Origin of the sequence: uncultured Rothia sp., assembly GCF_916715725.1 — a bacterium.
In the GTDB taxonomy this organism is placed as follows: domain Bacteria; phylum Actinomycetota; class Actinomycetes; order Actinomycetales; family Micrococcaceae; genus Rothia.
This window is the reverse complement of sequence record NZ_CAKAPD010000017.1, coordinates 1-16,506: the sequence shown is the minus strand read 5'-3', so window position 1 is coordinate 16,506 and position 16,506 is coordinate 1. Positions and strand designations below refer to the sequence as shown.

At 57.8% G+C, this 16,506-nt stretch carries 17 protein-coding genes and 1 other RNA gene; all 18 read left to right on the top strand.

The window, feature by feature from the left end; translation table 11 throughout:
• Nucleotides 1–171: 171 nt before the first annotated feature.
• The 18 genes from glf (at nucleotide 172) to QZ822_RS08350 (ending at nucleotide 16,444) form a co-directional block, all read left to right on the top strand.
• Nucleotides 172–1,359: a UDP-galactopyranose mutase gene (gene glf, locus QZ822_RS08435; RefSeq protein WP_294630717.1), complete on the top strand. Its 1,188-nt coding sequence runs from the start codon at nucleotides 172–174 to the stop codon at nucleotides 1,357–1,359.
• A 2-nt stretch (nucleotides 1,360–1,361) separates the two neighbouring features.
• Nucleotides 1,362–3,368: a glycosyltransferase gene (locus QZ822_RS08430; RefSeq protein ID WP_294643937.1), complete on the top strand. Its 2,007-nt coding sequence runs from the start codon at nucleotides 1,362–1,364 to the stop codon at nucleotides 3,366–3,368.
• Nucleotides 3,365–4,246: an ABC transporter permease gene (locus QZ822_RS08425; RefSeq protein ID WP_294630721.1), complete on the top strand. Its 882-nt coding sequence runs from the start codon at nucleotides 3,365–3,367 to the stop codon at nucleotides 4,244–4,246. Before QZ822_RS08430 ends, QZ822_RS08425 begins: the two co-directional genes overlap by 4 nt.
• Before the next feature lie 4 nt (nucleotides 4,247–4,250).
• Nucleotides 4,251–5,024: an ABC transporter ATP-binding protein gene (locus tag QZ822_RS08420; protein WP_294643935.1), complete on the top strand. Its 774-nt coding sequence runs from the start codon at nucleotides 4,251–4,253 to the stop codon at nucleotides 5,022–5,024.
• A gap of 481 nt (nucleotides 5,025–5,505) precedes the next feature.
• A complete protein-coding gene (locus tag QZ822_RS08415; protein WP_294643933.1) occupies nucleotides 5,506–6,768 on the top strand; it encodes a CpaF family protein in 1,263 nt (420 codons plus the stop codon).
• On the top strand, nucleotides 6,768–7,622 hold the full coding sequence (locus tag QZ822_RS08410) for a type II secretion system F family protein (RefSeq protein WP_294643931.1): 855 nt from the start codon (nucleotides 6,768–6,770) through the stop codon (nucleotides 7,620–7,622). The genes QZ822_RS08415 and QZ822_RS08410 overlap by 1 nt, the downstream gene beginning before the upstream one ends.
• The gene (locus QZ822_RS08405; RefSeq protein WP_005505402.1) at nucleotides 7,619–8,551 is read left to right on the top strand and encodes a type II secretion system F family protein; all 933 of its coding nucleotides are present in this window, start codon (nucleotides 7,619–7,621) and stop codon (nucleotides 8,549–8,551) included. Before QZ822_RS08410 ends, QZ822_RS08405 begins: the two co-directional genes overlap by 4 nt.
• Before the next feature lie 108 nt (nucleotides 8,552–8,659).
• Nucleotides 8,660–8,887, top strand: a complete 228-nt coding sequence (locus QZ822_RS08400; RefSeq protein WP_005505403.1) for a hypothetical protein — start codon at nucleotides 8,660–8,662, stop codon at nucleotides 8,885–8,887.
• Entirely contained in the window at nucleotides 8,887–9,342 is a 456-nt protein-coding gene (locus tag QZ822_RS08395) for a TadE family protein (protein WP_049342188.1), read from the top strand. The genes QZ822_RS08400 and QZ822_RS08395 overlap by 1 nt, the downstream gene beginning before the upstream one ends.
• 37 nt (nucleotides 9,343–9,379) lie before the next feature.
• Entirely contained in the window at nucleotides 9,380–9,814 is a 435-nt protein-coding gene (locus QZ822_RS08390) for a pilus assembly protein TadE (protein ID WP_239662276.1), read from the top strand.
• Nucleotides 9,777–10,370 (top strand): Tad domain-containing protein, encoded by a 594-nt coding sequence (locus QZ822_RS08385; protein ID WP_294643930.1) that lies wholly within the window; start codon nucleotides 9,777–9,779, stop codon nucleotides 10,368–10,370. The genes QZ822_RS08390 and QZ822_RS08385 overlap by 38 nt, the downstream gene beginning before the upstream one ends.
• Before the next feature lie 262 nt (nucleotides 10,371–10,632).
• A complete protein-coding gene (prfB, locus tag QZ822_RS08380) occupies nucleotides 10,633–11,760 on the top strand; it encodes a peptide chain release factor 2 (protein WP_049327697.1) in 1,128 nt (375 codons plus the stop codon).
• Nucleotides 11,761–11,779: 19 nt separating this feature from the next.
• The gene (smpB, locus tag QZ822_RS08375; protein WP_005508591.1) at nucleotides 11,780–12,274 is read left to right on the top strand and encodes an SsrA-binding protein SmpB; all 495 of its coding nucleotides are present in this window, start codon (nucleotides 11,780–11,782) and stop codon (nucleotides 12,272–12,274) included.
• A 138-nt stretch (nucleotides 12,275–12,412) separates the two neighbouring features.
• A complete protein-coding gene (locus QZ822_RS08370) occupies nucleotides 12,413–12,877 on the top strand; it encodes a DUF4190 domain-containing protein (protein ID WP_294643928.1) in 465 nt (154 codons plus the stop codon).
• Nucleotides 12,878–13,115: 238 nt separating this feature from the next.
• On the top strand, nucleotides 13,116–13,982 hold the full coding sequence (locus tag QZ822_RS08365; protein WP_294643926.1) for a DUF4190 domain-containing protein: 867 nt from the start codon (nucleotides 13,116–13,118) through the stop codon (nucleotides 13,980–13,982).
• 248 nt (nucleotides 13,983–14,230) lie between these two features.
• Nucleotides 14,231–14,603, top strand: a transfer-messenger RNA (tmRNA) gene (gene ssrA, locus QZ822_RS08360).
• A 231-nt stretch (nucleotides 14,604–14,834) separates the two neighbouring features.
• Nucleotides 14,835–15,014 carry a hypothetical protein gene (locus QZ822_RS08355; RefSeq protein WP_294643924.1) on the top strand — a complete coding sequence of 60 codons (180 nt, stop codon included), beginning with the start codon at nucleotides 14,835–14,837 and terminating at the stop codon, nucleotides 15,012–15,014.
• An 824-nt stretch (nucleotides 15,015–15,838) separates the two neighbouring features.
• Nucleotides 15,839–16,444 carry a hypothetical protein gene (locus QZ822_RS08350; protein WP_294643923.1) on the top strand — a complete coding sequence of 202 codons (606 nt, stop codon included), beginning with the start codon at nucleotides 15,839–15,841 and terminating at the stop codon, nucleotides 16,442–16,444.
• The last annotated feature ends 62 nt before the right edge of the window (nucleotides 16,445–16,506 follow it).

Here is a 16,506-nt window from a genome sequence, read left to right as displayed (position 1 = left end):
GCTTGATAAACAGGTATCTTAGATTATGACTATATCCATCGCGGGAGGGGCTTTTTGCACCCACCCGTGCGGATTGCGGCGCGACTGAGAACCCTCGGATGTGTCCAATCTGGTAGGTGAATACCGCCCTCGCAGAAGCGGCGGTGCGCCGTGATAATACAGGAGAAAACATTGACCGCTGACCTCGTAGTAGTCGGTTCGGGCCTCTTTGGTCTGACCATCGCAGAACAGGCTGCCACTGAGCTGGGCCTGAAGGTTGCCCTGCTGGACCGCCGTTCCCACATCGGTGGTAACGCATACAGCGAGAAGGAGAAGCAGACCGGTATTGAGGTGCACCGCTACGGTGCGCACCTGTTCCACACCTCCAACGAGCGTGTCTGGGAGTACGTGAACCGTTTCACCGAGTTCACCAACTACGTACACCGCGTGTACACCCGCCACAACGGCATCGTGTACCCCATGCCCATTAACCTGGGTACCATCAACCAGTTCTTCAACGCCGCTTACTCTCCCGCAGAGGCAAAGGCGCTCATCGCTGAGCAGGCTGGCGAGCTGGCTGGTACCGACCCGCAGAACCTGAACGATAAGGGTATCTCCCTGATTGGTCGCCCCCTGTACGAGGCGTTCATCAAGCACTACACCGCTAAGCAGTGGCAGACCCCGCCGGAAGAGCTGCCCGCATCCATCATTTCCCGCCTGCCGGTTCGCTACACCTACGACAACCGCTACTTCAACGACAAGTACGAGGGTCTGCCCGTTGACGGCTACGCTGCATGGCTGGAGCGTATGGCGGCGCACCCGAACATTGAGGTGCACCTGAACACTGACTTCTTCGAGCCCGGTCACCAGTACTCTCGTGAGAACGTCCTGGGTCAGATTCCCGTGGTCTACACCGGCCCGGTTGACCGCTACTTCGACTACGCTGAGGGCGACCTGTCCTGGCGTACCATCGACCTGGAAGAAGAAGTCCTGCCGATTGAGGACTTCCAGGGTTGCTCCGTGATGAACTACCCCGATGCTGATGTTCCGTTCACCCGCATCCACGAGTTCCGTCACTTCCACCCCGAGCGTGACTACACCAAGGACGCAACCGTCATCATGCGCGAGTACTCTCGCTTCGCTAACAAGGGTGACGAGCCGTACTACCCGGTCAACACCTCCGTGGACCGTGAGAAGTTGCTGGCGTACCGCGACCTGGCTAAGGGCGAGAACAACGTGCTGTTCGGTGGCCGCCTGGGTACCTACAAGTACCTGGATATGCACATGGCTATCGGTGCTGCATTGTCCATGTTCGACAACAAGATCCGCCCGCACTTCGCTAACGGTGCGAAGCTCGAGTCCGGTGGTGTTGACGCATAACCATGGCTGATAAGACTTTGAAGAACCTGCAGCGGGTTATTTTCCCGAGCGCAGTTGAGACTGACGTTGTTCCCCTGTACGTGGACGCGAGTGTTGCAACCGGCGTTCAGCTGCCCACCCGTATTGACGGTGACGCTTCCACCTCCATTGCGGAGGCGATGAACACCTCCGGTCAGTCTGTGTCGAGCGCCAGCGCGAACCGTGATGCCGCGAACAGCCTGAACAGCCGCCGCTCCATCACCGTGAATGCGGGTCAGAGCCTGTCTTTCGGTACGTACTTCAACGCGTTCCCCGCCTCGTACTGGCGCCGCTGGACCGACCTGAAGAAGGTCGTTCTGAGCGTTCAGACTCGCGGCGAGGGCATGGTCATTGTGTACAAGTCCAATGGCCGTGGCGTGATTCAGCGCGTGGATGCGAAGCTGCTCTCCGGCGAGGAGACCAACACCTTCACCCTGCCCCTGGCGCCGTTCGGTGACGGCGGCTGGTACTGGTTCGACCTGGCTGGCACCGGCGACCTTGAGCTGATTGAAGCGAACTGGCTGGGCGACATTGAGCCCCGCGCAGACGTGAAGGCTGGTCAGGCGACCGTGCAGATTACCACCATGAACAAGGTGGAGTACTGCATCAACAATATTCGTGCTCTGGGTGAGAGCCCCGAGATTTTCGATGCTGTGCACGAGTTCCTGATTGTGGATCAGGGCACCCAGAAGGTGCAGGACCACGAGGACTTCGAAGAGGTCGTCAAGCCCCTCTCCGGTAAGTTCCGCATTATCAACCAGGGCAACCTGGGCGGTTCCGGTGGTTTCTCGCGCGGCATGTTCGAGGCTGTCAACAACGGCTCCGATTACGTGCTGCTGCTCGATGACGACGTCATCGTTGAGCCCGAATCGATCCTGCGCATGGTGACCTTCGCGAACTACTGCAAGGAACCCACCATCGTGGGTGCGCACATGTTCGACATGTTTGACCGTTCGGTCCTGCACGCATTCGGTGAGGTTGTTGACCCGTGGCGTAACTTCTACGCTAAGCCGCACGAGGACATGGCGATGGGCCACAACCTGGGCCACCACAACCTGCGTAACACCCCGTGGCTGCACCGCCGCGTGGACGTGGACTACAACGGCTGGTGGATGTGCCTCATCCCGACCACCGTCATTAAGAAAATTGGTCTGTCTCTGCCCCTGTTCCTGAAGTGGGATGACGCTGAGTACGGTCTGCGCGCTAAGGCTGCGGGCTTCGCTACCGTGTCCTTCCCCGGCGCGGGCGTGTGGCACGTGTCCTGGACCGATAAGGATGACTCCGTCGGCTGGCAGGCGTACTACCACGAGCGCAACCGCCTCATTACGGCGCTGCTGCACTCGCCCTTCGATAAGGGTGGCCGCGTGTTGCTGGAGTCCCTGTTCTTGGACGTCAAGCACACCCTGTCCATGCAGTACTACACCGAGGCTGGCCGCCTGATGGCGCTTGAGGATCTGCTCTCCGGCCCCGATCACCTGCATCCCTCGCTCTCGCAGCGTCTGCCGGTGATTCGTGCGATGGCTAAGGAGTACCCGGAGTCTCAGGTGAAGCCGAACGTGGATGACTTCCCGGCTATTCAGACGAAGAAGCCTCCGTTCCGTGGTCGCCGTTCCTTCGCATCCCCCGGTTACAAGAAGCTTGCTTCGTGGACCGCGAAGACTGTTGCTCGTCAGCTGTTCAAGCCGGTGAGCGAAGAGGCGAAGGCTCACCCGCAGATTCAGTTGAACTACGGTGAGACTAACTGGTGGACCCTGTCGAAGTTCGATTCGGCGCTGGCGACTAACGCTGAGGGTACCGGTCTGTTCTGGTACCGCCGCGACCCCGAGCAGCTCAAGTCGAAGCTGGCTCAGGCCGCTAAGTTGCACGTTCAGCTGGTGACCGGCTGGGATAAGCTGCGTGAGCAGTACCGTGCGAAGGCTGCTGAGGTTGCCTCCTACGATGCGTGGGCTAAGACCTTCGCTGAGCATACGGATTCTGAGCTGACCCGATGAACGATCTGAAGTCTGTTCCCCTGAAGGCGCCCGGCCGTGGGCGCGGCATCCTGGATGCGGTGAAGAACCGCTACCTGCTTCGACTGCTGGTCGATAAGGAAATCCAGGTCCGCTACCGCGGCTCGGTGCTGGGCATTTTGTGGTCGTACATTAAGCCGGGTGTGCAGTTCCTGGTGTTCTACATTGCCATGGGTATGTTCCTTGGTTTGGAACGCGGTATGCACAACTATGCGGTGTACCTGTTCTCGGGCATGATTGCCATTAACTTCTTCTCGGAGGGTTTTGGTAATGGTGCTCGCGCCATGGTGGTTAACAGTGCGCTGATTCGTAAGATTTATCTGCCGCGTGAGCTGTTCTCACTGTCGACGGTGTGGGTGGCTCTGGTGCATTTTGTGCCTCAGATTGCCGTGATGTTGCTGGCCTGCTTCTTGGTGGGCTGGTCCCCGACCTTCCTGGCTTTTGGGTCGATTCTGGCGGGCATGCTCATCGTGATGCTGCTGTCTTACGGTCTGGGTCTGATTTTCGGTGTGGCTAACGTGTTCTTCCGCGATTCGGAGAACATTGTGGACATGCTGCTGATGGTGGCTACCTGGTTCTCGCCGGTGCTGTACTCCTGGACCATGGTGCGTGACACCCTCTACCCGTGGGTGTTCAATGTGTTCATGATTAACCCGCTGACCGTTGCGGTGGAGCTGTTCCACTATGGCTTCTGGCATCCGACGCTCCGTCCTGAGGATTTGGCGCTTCCTGCTTCGCAGGTGGTTCCGCATCTCTTCAGCTTCTGGACTCCGATTGCCATTGGTATTTCTCTGCTGACCGTTTTGATTGGTGATTTGCTCTTCCGTAAGTTTGAGGGCAACTTCGCCCAGGAGCTCTGATTCTGTGGATATTAAGAAGCTTGAGTTCCCGCCGGTGAGCCCGGACGCTCCCGTGGTGATTCACGTGGAGAATTTGGTGAAGCGCTTTGTTCTGCGCCACACCCGTTCGATGAAGGAAGCTTTTGTTTGGCTGATTAAGGGCCGCAAGGGTGATCTTTCGGAGAAGTTCAATGCGCTCAACGGCGTGAGCCTGGACATTCGTCAGGGTGAGCGTGTGGCTCTTCTGGGTCTGAACGGCTCGGGTAAGTCCACGCTGCTGAAGATGATTTCTGGCGTGATGCGTGCCGATGGGGGCGAGGTTCTCACTCGCGGCAATATTGCGGGTCTGATTGAGGTGGGCGCTGGTTTCCACCCGGATCTGACCGGTCGCGATAACGTGTACCTCAACGGCGCGATTTTGGGTATGTCCAAGGAGGAGATTGAGGCTTCCTTCGATTCGATTGTGGATTTCGCTGAGATTCACGACTTTATCGATACCGAGGTGAAGTTCTACTCTTCGGGTATGTACCTGCGTCTGGCGTTCTCGGTTGCGGTTCATACGAACCCGGATATCTTCCTGGTGGATGAGATTCTTGCGGTGGGCGATGAGCCGTTCCAGAAGAAGTGTATTGCGAGGATTCAGGAGCTGTGCTCTGCCGGTAAGACTCTTGTCGTTGTGAGCCATGACCTGGATCTGGTTTCTAAGATTTGTGACCGCGGTGTGGTGCTGGAGCACGGTAACCTGCGTTTTGACGGTCCGATTAAGGAAGCCGTGAAGGTGATTCGTGGCGGCGACTAACCGCTAGATGATTGCTGGTGATGGGGCGTGTATTCCCGATGGGGGAGTGCACGCCCCTTTGCTGTGCTCGAGAAGTTGTGCCCGAATGCCCCGCCCGAGAAGTTGGGGTTGTTGGATAGGGGGGGGCTTGCGTTTCAGTAGGGGCGGCAGGGGCGGCTGCGGGGGATTTAAGACGAAATGTTACGTGTGCACCGAGTGCAATATAGTGCTGGTCAATGGTAGGCGGTTCGGGAGGCGCACGTGCAATTGTTCTGCAAGTCACAGCTGACTAGGTGTTTTGAATTTTGGTGCGCGTTAGGTAAAGATATGTGCGATTCTGTGCATCAAAAATACTCAAATACTATACTCGTAAATATTAAGGGTCGTTTTATTACATTTTGATAAATTTGATGCTCTGAGGGTAGGGTGATGATGGCATTGATGTATCAATGCTTCACCGTATTCCACACAACCACACCACGCACAGCATCGGATCATTTCAATGGAGAACACCGTACTGGATACCCGGGCGGAGCATCTAACTCTGCTCGAGGAAAATATCCGTGAGGCAATGCGCCACCGTAGCCTGGACCCGCACGAGGACCAGCGCGCCGTTCGCGGGCTCATCGACGAGCACCTGAACGATTACGAACAGCGACGCGCCCGCATCTCCCTGCCCGATTTAGGCGACCGTGAATCCGTGATTCAGCGCCTGCACGATGAAATCTGCGGCTTCGGCGTGATCCAGCCGTTCCTCGATGATGAGAGCGTTGAAGAAATCTGGATCAACTCTCCCGATGAAATCTTTATTGCCCGCAACGGCGAAAGCGAATTGACCGGCCTGCACCTGAGCGCCGAGGCGATCAATAGCCTACTGGAGCGTATGCTCAAGCCTTCGGGTCGTCGTGTGGACCTTTCCTCCCCGTTTGTTGACGCATCCCTGCCGGACGGCTCCCGTCTACACGCGGTGATTCCGGATATTACCCGCAGGCACACGAGCATCAATATCCGTAAGTTCGTGGTGCGTGCCCGCCGTCTGCCCGACCTGGTGCGCATGAACTCGCTGAGTGCCGGCGCGGCGTCCCTGCTGCACGCGGCGGTGGAGAGCGGCATGAACATCCTCGTGTCGGGCGCAACCCAGGCGGGTAAGACCACGATGCTGAACTGCCTGTCGGCGTCTATTCCGCCGCGTGAGCGCGTGATTACGTGCGAAGAAATTTTTGAGCTCGCGGTTCCGCTCCGCGATGTGGTGGGTCTGCAGTGCCGCCAGCCGAACCTTGAGGGCACCGGCGCGATTGAGCTGCGCCGCCTGGTCAAGGAGGCTCTGCGTATGCGCCCGGACCGCATCCTCATTGGTGAGGTGCGTGAGGCGGAATCCCTGGATATGCTCATTGCGCTTAACGCGGGCCTGCCGGGTATGTGCACGATTCACGCGAACTCGGCACGTGATGCGGTAACCAAGATTTGTACCCTGCCGCTGCTTGCGGGCGAGAATATTTCCTCGGCGTTCGTAGTGCCGACCGTGGCGTCCTGCTTTGACATTGTGGTGCATTGCGGCCGTGATTCGCGCGGTCAGCGTCAGGTCGAAGAGATCAGCATGCTGGGCGGCCGCGTTGAGGACGGCGTGATTGAGATGTCTCCGCTGTTTGTGCGCCGTGACGGTCGGATGGTGTGCGTGGCGTTGGAGCTGCCGAACCCGGATCGTTGGATTCGTGCCGGTCACCGCCCCGAGCAGGTGCTGGCGGCGGCGAAGGCGGGTCAGTAATGCCTCTGTTTCTGAGTCTGATTTTGGGGTTGGGCGTCTGCCTGATTTACCTTTCCTGCTTTCCGGATAACGGCAAGCCGCCGAAGCCGAGCAACGACCCGGCGCTGGTTGTGGCGCTACGCAAGGCGGGTATGCATTCGCTAACTCCTCGCACGTTCATGTGGGTGAGCGTTGCCAGCGGCGTGAGCGCGTCGGTTCTGTTGCTGATGCTTACTCAGCTTTTGCCGCTGGGTCTGCTGGGCCTGATTGGTGGTTTTGCGGCGCCTCGCGTAGTCGTGAATCATCGTGCCCGCGCGGCGGATGCCCGTATTTGGCAGTTGTGGCCGGATGCGGTGGACCACCTGCGTTCGGCGATTCGTGCGGGTTTGTCCCTGCCGGAAGCGTTGATTCAGCTCTCGTACCGCGGCCCGGAAGAGCTGCGTGATGCCTTCGCCCATTTTTCGCGTGATTACCGTGCGTCGGGTGAGTTTGTGCCGTCGCTGAACCGTTTGAAGGAGTACCTTTCTGACCCGGTGGCGGACACCATTATTGAGGCGTTGAAGATTGCCCGTGAGGTGGGCGGTTCGGACCTGGGTAAGCTGCTGGGCACGCTGAGTGATTTTCTGCGTGAGAATGCGCGTACCCGTTCGGAGCTTCTGGCTCGTCAGTCGTGGACTGTGAATGCGGCTCGTCTCTCCTGCGTGGCGCCCTGGTTTGTGCTGTGTCTGATGGCGACTCAGCCTGCCGCGCGCATGGTTTATAACTCGTTTGCCGGTGCGATGCTGATGATTGCCGGTGCCGCTATTTCTTTGGCGGCGTACCGTCTGATGCTGCGTATTGGTGAGTTGCCGCGTGAACGGAGGGTTTTCGGGTGAACCTGCCTCTGATTTTTGGTCTACTGTTGGCGGCCGGCGTGGGTCTGATTCTTTCGTCGGTGCTGAATACCCGCAGTATTTCGTTTTCTGATCGTGTGGCGTCGCAGCTGCGCGGTGAGACTCTGCGTGAGTCGCTGTTGAAGGAGCAGGAGCGCCGTGAGCCGAGCCTGCTGGAGGCGATTTCGGCGTTCTGTGCGCCGCTTCTGCGTTCGCTGTCTTCGTCGTTGAGCGGCTCGTCGCTGAGTGATAGTTCGGTGCAGGAGCGTCTGCGTCGTGCTGGCTCTTCGCAGAGTGTGAGCGCGTTTCGTGCTGAGCAGCTGCTGTGGGCTCTTGCCGGTGTGACCGTCATGAGTGCCCTGACCGTCATTGGTGTGGTGCAGGAGCGTTTCTCTATCCTGGTGGCTCTTGTGCTGGTGTTGGTGAGCGGTTTGAGCGGCTTTTTGGCGCGTGACTGGTGGCTGGGCGAGGCGGTGACTAAGCGTGAGAAACAGCTGGTTGCTGAATTCCCGGCGCTGGCGGAGATGATGGCGCTGTCGGTGACGGCGGGTGAGTCGGCGTTGGCGGCTTTGGAGCGTATCTGTTTGACTTCTCGCGGCGAGTTGGCTCGTGAGTTTTCTGAGATTTTGGCGCAGACCCGCACCGGCGTTTCGCTCTTGAGCGCGCTGCAGGAGTTCGCGGAGCGTACTCGCGTTCCGGCGTTGAGCCGCTTCGTTGAGGGTATTGCTGTTGCGATTGAGCGCGGTACCCCTCTGGCTGATGTGTTGCGTGCGCAGGCTCAGGATGTGCGCGATAACGCTAAGCGTGAGCTGATGGAAACAGCCGGTAAGAAGGAGATTGCGATGCTCGCCCCGGTGGTGTTTTTCATCCTGCCGCTGACCGTCATTTTCGCGGTCTTCCCGGGCCTGTCACTCATGCGTTTGAACTTTTAGATTTTGCGGCGGGTACACGCCGTACCGGCCGCGCCGCGGTGGGCTGGGCTGATTGCCCGGTGCGCCGCACCAACCACACACTACACCCTTTGATAGAAGGAGAAAATCATGTTCCGTCGTTTCCGCACCACCCTCACCGTGCTGATCGCCCTGGCTATCGCATCCGTGCTGGCTCTGCGCCTGAAGAACAAGCAGGATGACCCCGAGCGCGGCGACGTTCCCGGCTGGGTCATGATCACCATGATGAGCGCCGTGCTGGTTGCCGCTATCCTGGCGATTGCTCAGCCCGCTCTGACCAAGATGTTCAACGACGCGATTGCTCTGGTTCACCAGTAATGCGTAAGCCCCGCATCGCTTCTGAGCTGACTGCCGCTGAGCTATCCTCCGCGGAATATTCTGTGGAGGATAGCGAGCGCGGTGATGCCAGCACGGAATTCGTCATGGTCGGTGCGCTGTTGGTGTTGCTGACTATGGCGATTCTGCAGGTTTCTTTCGCCCTGTATGCACGAACCATGTTGGTGGATGCTGCGGCGGCTGGGGCACGTTACGGTACGATGCGTGACCGCACTCCGCAGGAGGGCATGGAGCGTACCCGTCAGATGATTGAGGGGGTTCTTCCGTCTTCGTATGCTGAGAATATTTCGTACCGTCAGAGTAGTGATTCTACGGGTGTGCGCACTTTGGAGGTGACGGTGAAGTCTCCGTTACCGGTGCTGGGCCCGTGGGGTTTTCCGGATTCTATTGAGGTGAAGGGGCATGCGATTTATGCGGAGCATCGTTCCGGTGATTAGCGACTTTTCGCTTCGGCAGCGTGTGAAGGAACACTTGATGAGCCGCTCTGATCGGCACAATCCTGAAGAGGGTAGCGCCATTGTGGAGTTCCTGGGTTTGGGTATTACTCTGCTCATCCCGGTGCTCTACGGCATTCTGACGATTTTTAGTTTGCAGTCTTCGGTGATGGCGGCTCATGCGGCGAGCGCCCAGGTGGTGCTGTATGTGCAGGAGCAGCCGCAGGATTCGTCGGTTGGCCCGGATTTGGCTCAGCGTCTGGCGGTGCATGCTGCCGCTGACTATGGGGTTGAGCCTTCCGATGTGAGCGTGTCGTTGAGCTGTGCATCCGGGGAGTGCGTCTCGGGTACGAAGGCGTACGCCACGGTGACGGTTCAGGCGCGTCTGCCGCTTCTGCCTTCGTTTATGGGTGGCGGCGTGATTCCGGTGAGTTCTCATGCGACGAGTTGGGGGTCTGGTCATGCTGATTCCTAATGGTTCGCCCGCTCACCTGTTCTCGCCCGCTCGCCTGCTTTCCTCGGTGCGGGAGCGCTACGCTAACGCATACCGTCGTGCCCGTCTACAGGCTCGTGCCCGTGCGAAGAGCCGGGCGCTCGCCTCTGACCCGCCCGCCACAGACTCGGAAGAGGGCAGTATTGCCCCGCTGATTGTGGGTATGCTGGCGTTGCTTCTGCTCATCGGTTCGGTGACGGTGGCGATTACCGGCGCGTATCTGCAGACTCAGCATCTGCAGGATGTGGCGGACGCTCAGGCGAACTCGATTACCCGCACGATCCGCACTCCTGAGGAGGCGAGTGGTTCGGCGGCGTGGGAGTATGCGAGCGCGTACCTGGCTGAGGTTCAGCCGGGGCAGGATTTTCATGCGTTGCGTCTGGAGAACGTGTCCGTGGACTCTGACCACAGTGTGCACGTGTACCTGTCGGCTCGTATTCGTCCGCCGCTACTGTCGATTCTGGTACCTGATGGTATTGAGGTGACCGCGCACGGTTCGTCGCGTTTGAAGACGAGCCAGGGCCCGTCCACCGATTAGTGCGTCCATCAACGGCGCACGGGCGTATCGGCGCACGGGCATATCGGCTCACTCGCTTATTGGTGTGTTGTGAGCCCCTTAGACTGCGAGGGTGCATCCGCAAGGTAGTGTAACGGCTAGCGGATGCGCCCTCGTTTTATGCCCTTTTTATGTCTTCGTTGCGCGGATTCTTCCCTCTGCCTGCCTTATCCTTCTGCGCTGTGGGCTGTTACGGACTGTAACGGCGGGACTTTCTGGCCGTTTCGCGATAGTGTTAAAAGCTATGGCATCCTTCGACTTTTCTGCTGAGATTAAAGAGCTTCGCGCGATTTTCACCTCTATTGCTGCTGTGAGCGATATTGAGGGGATTGAGCGCGCCATTGAGGACCTGTCTGCGCAGGCTGCCGCACCCGATTTGTGGGATGACGTGGAGAACGCGCAGAAGGTGACGAGCGCACTGTCGTATAAGCAGTCGGAGCTGAATCGTCTGCGTTCGCTGTCTTCTCGCATTGATGATGTTGAGGTGATGGTGGAGCTTGCCGAAGCGGAGGATGAGGAGACTGCCGCCGAGCTGCTCGCTGATGCTGAACGCGAGTGCGGTGAGATCCGCGCCAAGCTGGAAGAGCTTGAGGTGCTGGTGCTGCTGTCCGGTGAGTACGATCAGCGTGAGGCTGTGGTGACGATCCGTTCGGGCGCCGGCGGCGTGGATGCTGCTGATTTCGCGGAGATGCTGCTGCGCATGTACCTGCGTTGGGCGGAGAAGAACGGCTACCCGACGAAGGTTCTGGACACCTCCTACGCTGAGGAGGCGGGCCTGAAGTCGGTGACCTTCGAGGTGAACGCACCGTACGCTTTTGGCCGTCTGTCGGTGGAGGCGGGTACTCACCGCCTGGTGCGTATTTCGCCGTTCGATAATCAGGGACGCCGCCAGACCTCGTTCGCGGCGGTTGAGGTGATTCCTCTGATTGAGCAGACGGATGCTATTGAGATTCCCGAGTCTGAGATTAAGGTGGATGTGTTCCGCTCGTCGGGCCCGGGTGGTCAGTCGGTGAATACGACGGATTCGGCGGTGCGTATGACTCACTTGCCGACCGGTATTGTGGTGTCGATGCAGAATGAGAAGTCGCAGTTGCAGAACCGTGCGGCGGCTTTGCGTGTGTTGCAGTCTCGCCTGTTGCTGTTGCGTAAGGAGCAGGAGGACGCGAAGAAGAAGGAGCTTGCCGGTGATATTAAGGCAAGTTGGGGTGACCAGATGCGCTCCTATGTTTTGCATCCGTACCAGATGGTGAAGGATCTGCGTACCGGCTATGAGGAGGGTAACACCTCTAATGTTTTGGATGGCGGTTTGAACGCCTTTATTGATGCTGGTATTCGCTGGCGTGCTTCGGGGCGCGCGGCTGAAGAGAGCTAAGACGTATAAGGATTGAGTGATGGCTCAGAAAAAGAAGAAAGACGCGAAGAAGGACCCGAATAACGCGATTATTGCCCAGAATAAGAAGGCTCGCCACAACTACAACATTGTGGATACCTATGAGGCGGGCATTGTTCTACTGGGTACCGAGGTGAAGTCTCTGCGTGATGGTGGGGCGTCCATTGTGGATGGTTTCTGCCAGGTGACCGATAACGAGTTGTGGCTCGAGGGTATTCATATTGCGGAGTATGGTTACGGTACGTGGACGAACCATGCGGCTCGTCGTCGCCGTAAGCTGCTGCTGCATCGTTCTGAGATTAATAAGTTGGCGCAGAAGCTGAAGGAGACCGGTTACACGGTAGTTCCGTTGAAGCTGTACTTCTCGAATGGTCGTGCGAAGGTTGAGATTGCTTTGGCGACCGGTAAGCGTGAGTATGATAAGCGTCAGGCTTTGCGTGAGCGTCAGGATGACCTGGAGGCGCGCCGCGCGATGCGTTACCGCAACCTCGGCTAGGGCTGAGGCAACGGCGGGGAGCTAACTAGCCGGTCCCTATCAGCCGGTCCTGCGGCTGGGGTCCGGGTGCGTTTCCTCGCGTATAATGGTTGAAAATTCGCGGTGTACCGCGAGCACCATACGTTTTTGAGGAGACACATGTCTGAGAACCCGAACTACCAGCAGAACCCGGGCGAGTTCATCCCCGCACCGCAGCAGGCACCGGCATACAACATGCAGGGCGGCTACCCCGGCTACCAGCCGACTCCGAGCTCGGCTCTGGCGATTGCTTCGCTGATTCTGGGTATTATTGGTCTGCTCTCTGGCTGGCTGATTTTCGGTGGCGCGCTGGGTCTGGTCGGCGTGATTCTGGGTATTGTTGCCCTGGTGAAGGTGAAGAACGGTACCGCTTCCGGTAAGGGCATGGCGATTGGTGGCATTGTCACCGGTGCGCTGGGCATGATTTTTGCGGTTGTCGTGCTGATTCTGGGCATGATTGGCCTTAGCATGCTCGGCGACTGCGCTGAGAAGGCCGTGCAGGATTCGAACGGCAACTACGTGTGCACCATCGAGGGTAAAACCATGACCATGAGCCCCGATGAGTACAAGTTGTACCGCCGCTAAGCCGCGTTAAGTCTTTGAAACGTTGAGGGACCGAATAGTGTTGAACTATTCGGTCCCTTGCTCTTTTTCGGCGCTGATTCTGCCCGATTGGTGGATTCTGGGCGCTGATTCTGAAATCTGGGACTTCACAGATGACCCAGATGATGGCTTATTTATATAATGGAACCGAACTCAGCGCGCAATGGTGCGTTGGGCGAGTATAAATTGTTCGCTGCAACTGTGAAGGAAAGAACGACGGATGTCTGAGAATAACTACGGAAACAACCAGGGGAACGCGCAGAACCCCTACGCTGCTCAGCAGCCTAATTCTTCCGCCCAGAGCTCGTACGGTCAGGATTACGGCCAGGCTCCTTCGGCACAGAACACTTACGGCCAGGATTACGGTCAGAGCGCATCCGCTCAGAATGCCTACGGTCAGGCTCAGCAGCAGAACGCCGCTCAGCAGAACTCTGCACAGCAGAACCAGTACGGTCAGTTCGGTGCGCAGCCCTCTTCTCAGAACGCTTACGGTCAGAACGCTGCCCAGGGCGCTTCGGCGCAGAACACCTACGGTCAGCAGCAGTACGGCTACGGTCAGGACGCTTCCTACCAGGCGCAGCCCGCTCAGCAGAACCAGTACGGTTACGGCCAGGACGCCTCCTACCAGGCGCAGCCCGCTGAATACAACTACCAGCAGAACTCTTACCAGCAGCAGCCTCAGCAGGATGCGTACGGTTACGGTCAGCCTGCGGGTTACCCGTATGCGGCTCCCGTTACGAAGAAGGCTCCCGGCATGGCACTTGCGGCGATGATTCTCGGTATTGCCGCTGTTGTGACCGGCTTCGTCGTGTTCGGCGCTCTGCTGGGTATTGCCGCGATCATTCTGGGCGCCCTGTCCCTGAAGAAGGTCAAGGAAGTTGGCGTAGGTAAGGCATTCGCGCTCACCGGTATTATCACCGGTGCGGTGTCTGTCCTGATTTCGATTTGCATGCTTTTCGTCATCATTTCTTTCGCTCAGACTACTGAGAAGTGCCTTGAGGTTGGTACCGATGACGGTCACGGTAACGTGGTCTGCCAGGTTGGTGACAACCCGAACAGCCGCATGACTGTTCCGGCTCACCGCTAAGTTTTAGCCGCCTAATGCGGTACACGACGGGGTGGGGCTCCCAGATTTTCTGGGGTGCCTCATCCCGTTTGCTGTGCCCGTGATTTTCTGTGCCCGCCGTTGGTTCGGGCGTGTGCGGGGTGGGGGACTTGCACGCCGTTAAACATCTTAGATATACTGAATCTCTACCGTGTTTGAATGGCACCGCGGCGTCTAGGTACGTTGAGGAAAACTTTCAGAAGACGGTGGGCTTTTTGATAAAAGCATAGGGGGATGATCGGTTTCGACGATGTGAGTTGAGATGGGTGAAGCGTGCCGAGGATGCAGGGTTATCTCGTTAACGCCCTCTGCAAAAAATTAAGTGCAGAATCTAAGCGCACTGACTTCGCACTCGCTGCCTAAGCGCGAGTTGCCGTCTGTCGGCCTGAGCATGCCTTTGGCTCAGTTACCGGCATCGACTTAAAAGGCCACTGCTGCTAGCCCTTGTTGCGGGGGCTGGCGGGACTTTTACGTGACTAGGTTCGTCGGTATATGTGTTTATGCAAGTACCGGAGCCGAAAAGTAGCGTTCGCATAAACTGCGCACGGAGAAGCCCCGTTGACGCCACATCGGACCGGGGTTCGATTCCCCGCATCTCCACGATCTCCCAACCGCCCGCTGACCCGTTAGGGTTGCGGCGGCGATTATCGGTTCCAATCCAGAGGATGAACCGCGGTAGGTTTCTACCACCCGGCAGGACGCCCCACGGCGTCACCTGCCGGGTATTTTTATGCCCATTTTCGGGTCCGTACGGGGCGCAGGTGTGCTCGTGGGTTGGGCGTCAAAAGGTTTGGGCTAACGTCAAAAAGTATGGGCTGGCGTCGAAAGGTTTAGATGGGCAACATCTTCAACCGCACCGACCCTGCCGGGAACATCAAACCCGACAAAGAAAAATCCACCGAGAAGATCGACGGCGTGGTGGCCACCATCATGGGTCTCGACCGCGCGATCAGATGCGGCAGCGGACTCGCCACTGAGAGCATGTTTGACAGAAAATGCATGTTTTTCATGTAATGTCGATTTACGCGTTACATCTGACGAGACTCTCTGATAGACTGCTGAGTAGTGATGTAAGATACGTCACTATATGACGTGGGGATGCATCCATCATAAAGCTTATTTGGGGGTTAGCTGCTTCCATGATTGCAAGAGCTTTAGGGCCAGCATTCGTTGGTGGTTTTGGAAAAGCCATTGGAGGTCCGGCACTAATTGCCTTTGCGCTAGCTGTTGCAGCAGTGTCCTGCACTCTTTAATCTGGGAGAGGTCAAATGCGTGCGAAGAATATATTTACACTAGGATTTCTTCTCACTATTGTTCCGATGTTCTGGGTGGTTATCTCAATTGCCAGAGATTGGGAGTTCTTCGATCCAGTATCAATTCTAGGTGCAATTTTAGGAGGTCTTTTGGTCACTTTTGTAGCCAGAAGGACGCTTGAAAGTGATTCAAAGTTCCCTAAAGGACCTAGTAAGTAAAACATCGCTTAGAAGTTTCTAAGAGGAAGAACCACGGTAGGTTTCTACCACCCGGCAGGACGCCCCACGGCGTCACCTGCCGGGTATTTTTATGCCCAATTGTCGGTCTGTATTGTCGGTCTGGTCTGGGGTGTGCCGGCGTGCCCGAGGGTGCTCAGGTGACCGCATTGTAATGAGAACGTCATCAGAGAAGACGAAAACGCACCCTATGCCGTAGTATCGAAGGGTAGATATCGTTGTTCGGTGTCGGCTGTTCATTCAACCTCACCGGCAATGTACGAGAGCAACCAAAAGTCGCTCATAGCGGCGCCACCGCTACGATGCGGTAGCCGCACAGCCGCTATGACGACCACTCAAGGACACACCATGGAAAACCAGATTCCCGCCCCCTCCTTCCCGGAGCAGAGCAACGCAAACTCCCCGCAGCCGGTACCTGCAGGCGTAGCACCCGGTGCACCCCTCGGTGCAGCACCCGGTGGCCCCGCCCTGGGCGTAGCACCCGCAAACGTGCGCGACCGCGACGACAGCTACCAGCGTATCCCGGACAGCTACCGCGTACCGGCTGAGCACCGCCGCCCCTACGGCGAGACCACCGGCGACTTCCGCGGCCCCGGCTACTTCTACTCCATCGGCGCGTTCGGCGCCTCCCTGGGTGCCCTGGCTCTGACCCTCTACGCGTGGATTCAGGTCGCGGCACTCCACTCTGAAGCAACGCTCAACTCCCGCGGTTACAGCTCCTCTGCTTATAGCTCCAGCCTGAGCCTGAGCCCTAACATCATGGTGATTGCTCTGCTGCTCGTGGGCCTAATCCCGGTCGGCGTTTCCATTTGGCTTGCCATCTACTCGGCGAAGGTGAACGCCGGTCACGTCACCAAGTACACCTCGAAGATGACGACCTTCAACATTCTGGCGTACATCATCTCTGGTCTGAGCCTGCTGGGTCTGCTCGGCACCCTCACCATGCTGTCCTAAAACTGGCAACGCTTGCTCTCATAGCGATACATAGCGAGGCGGCGGCTTTCGGTAAGTGGAAA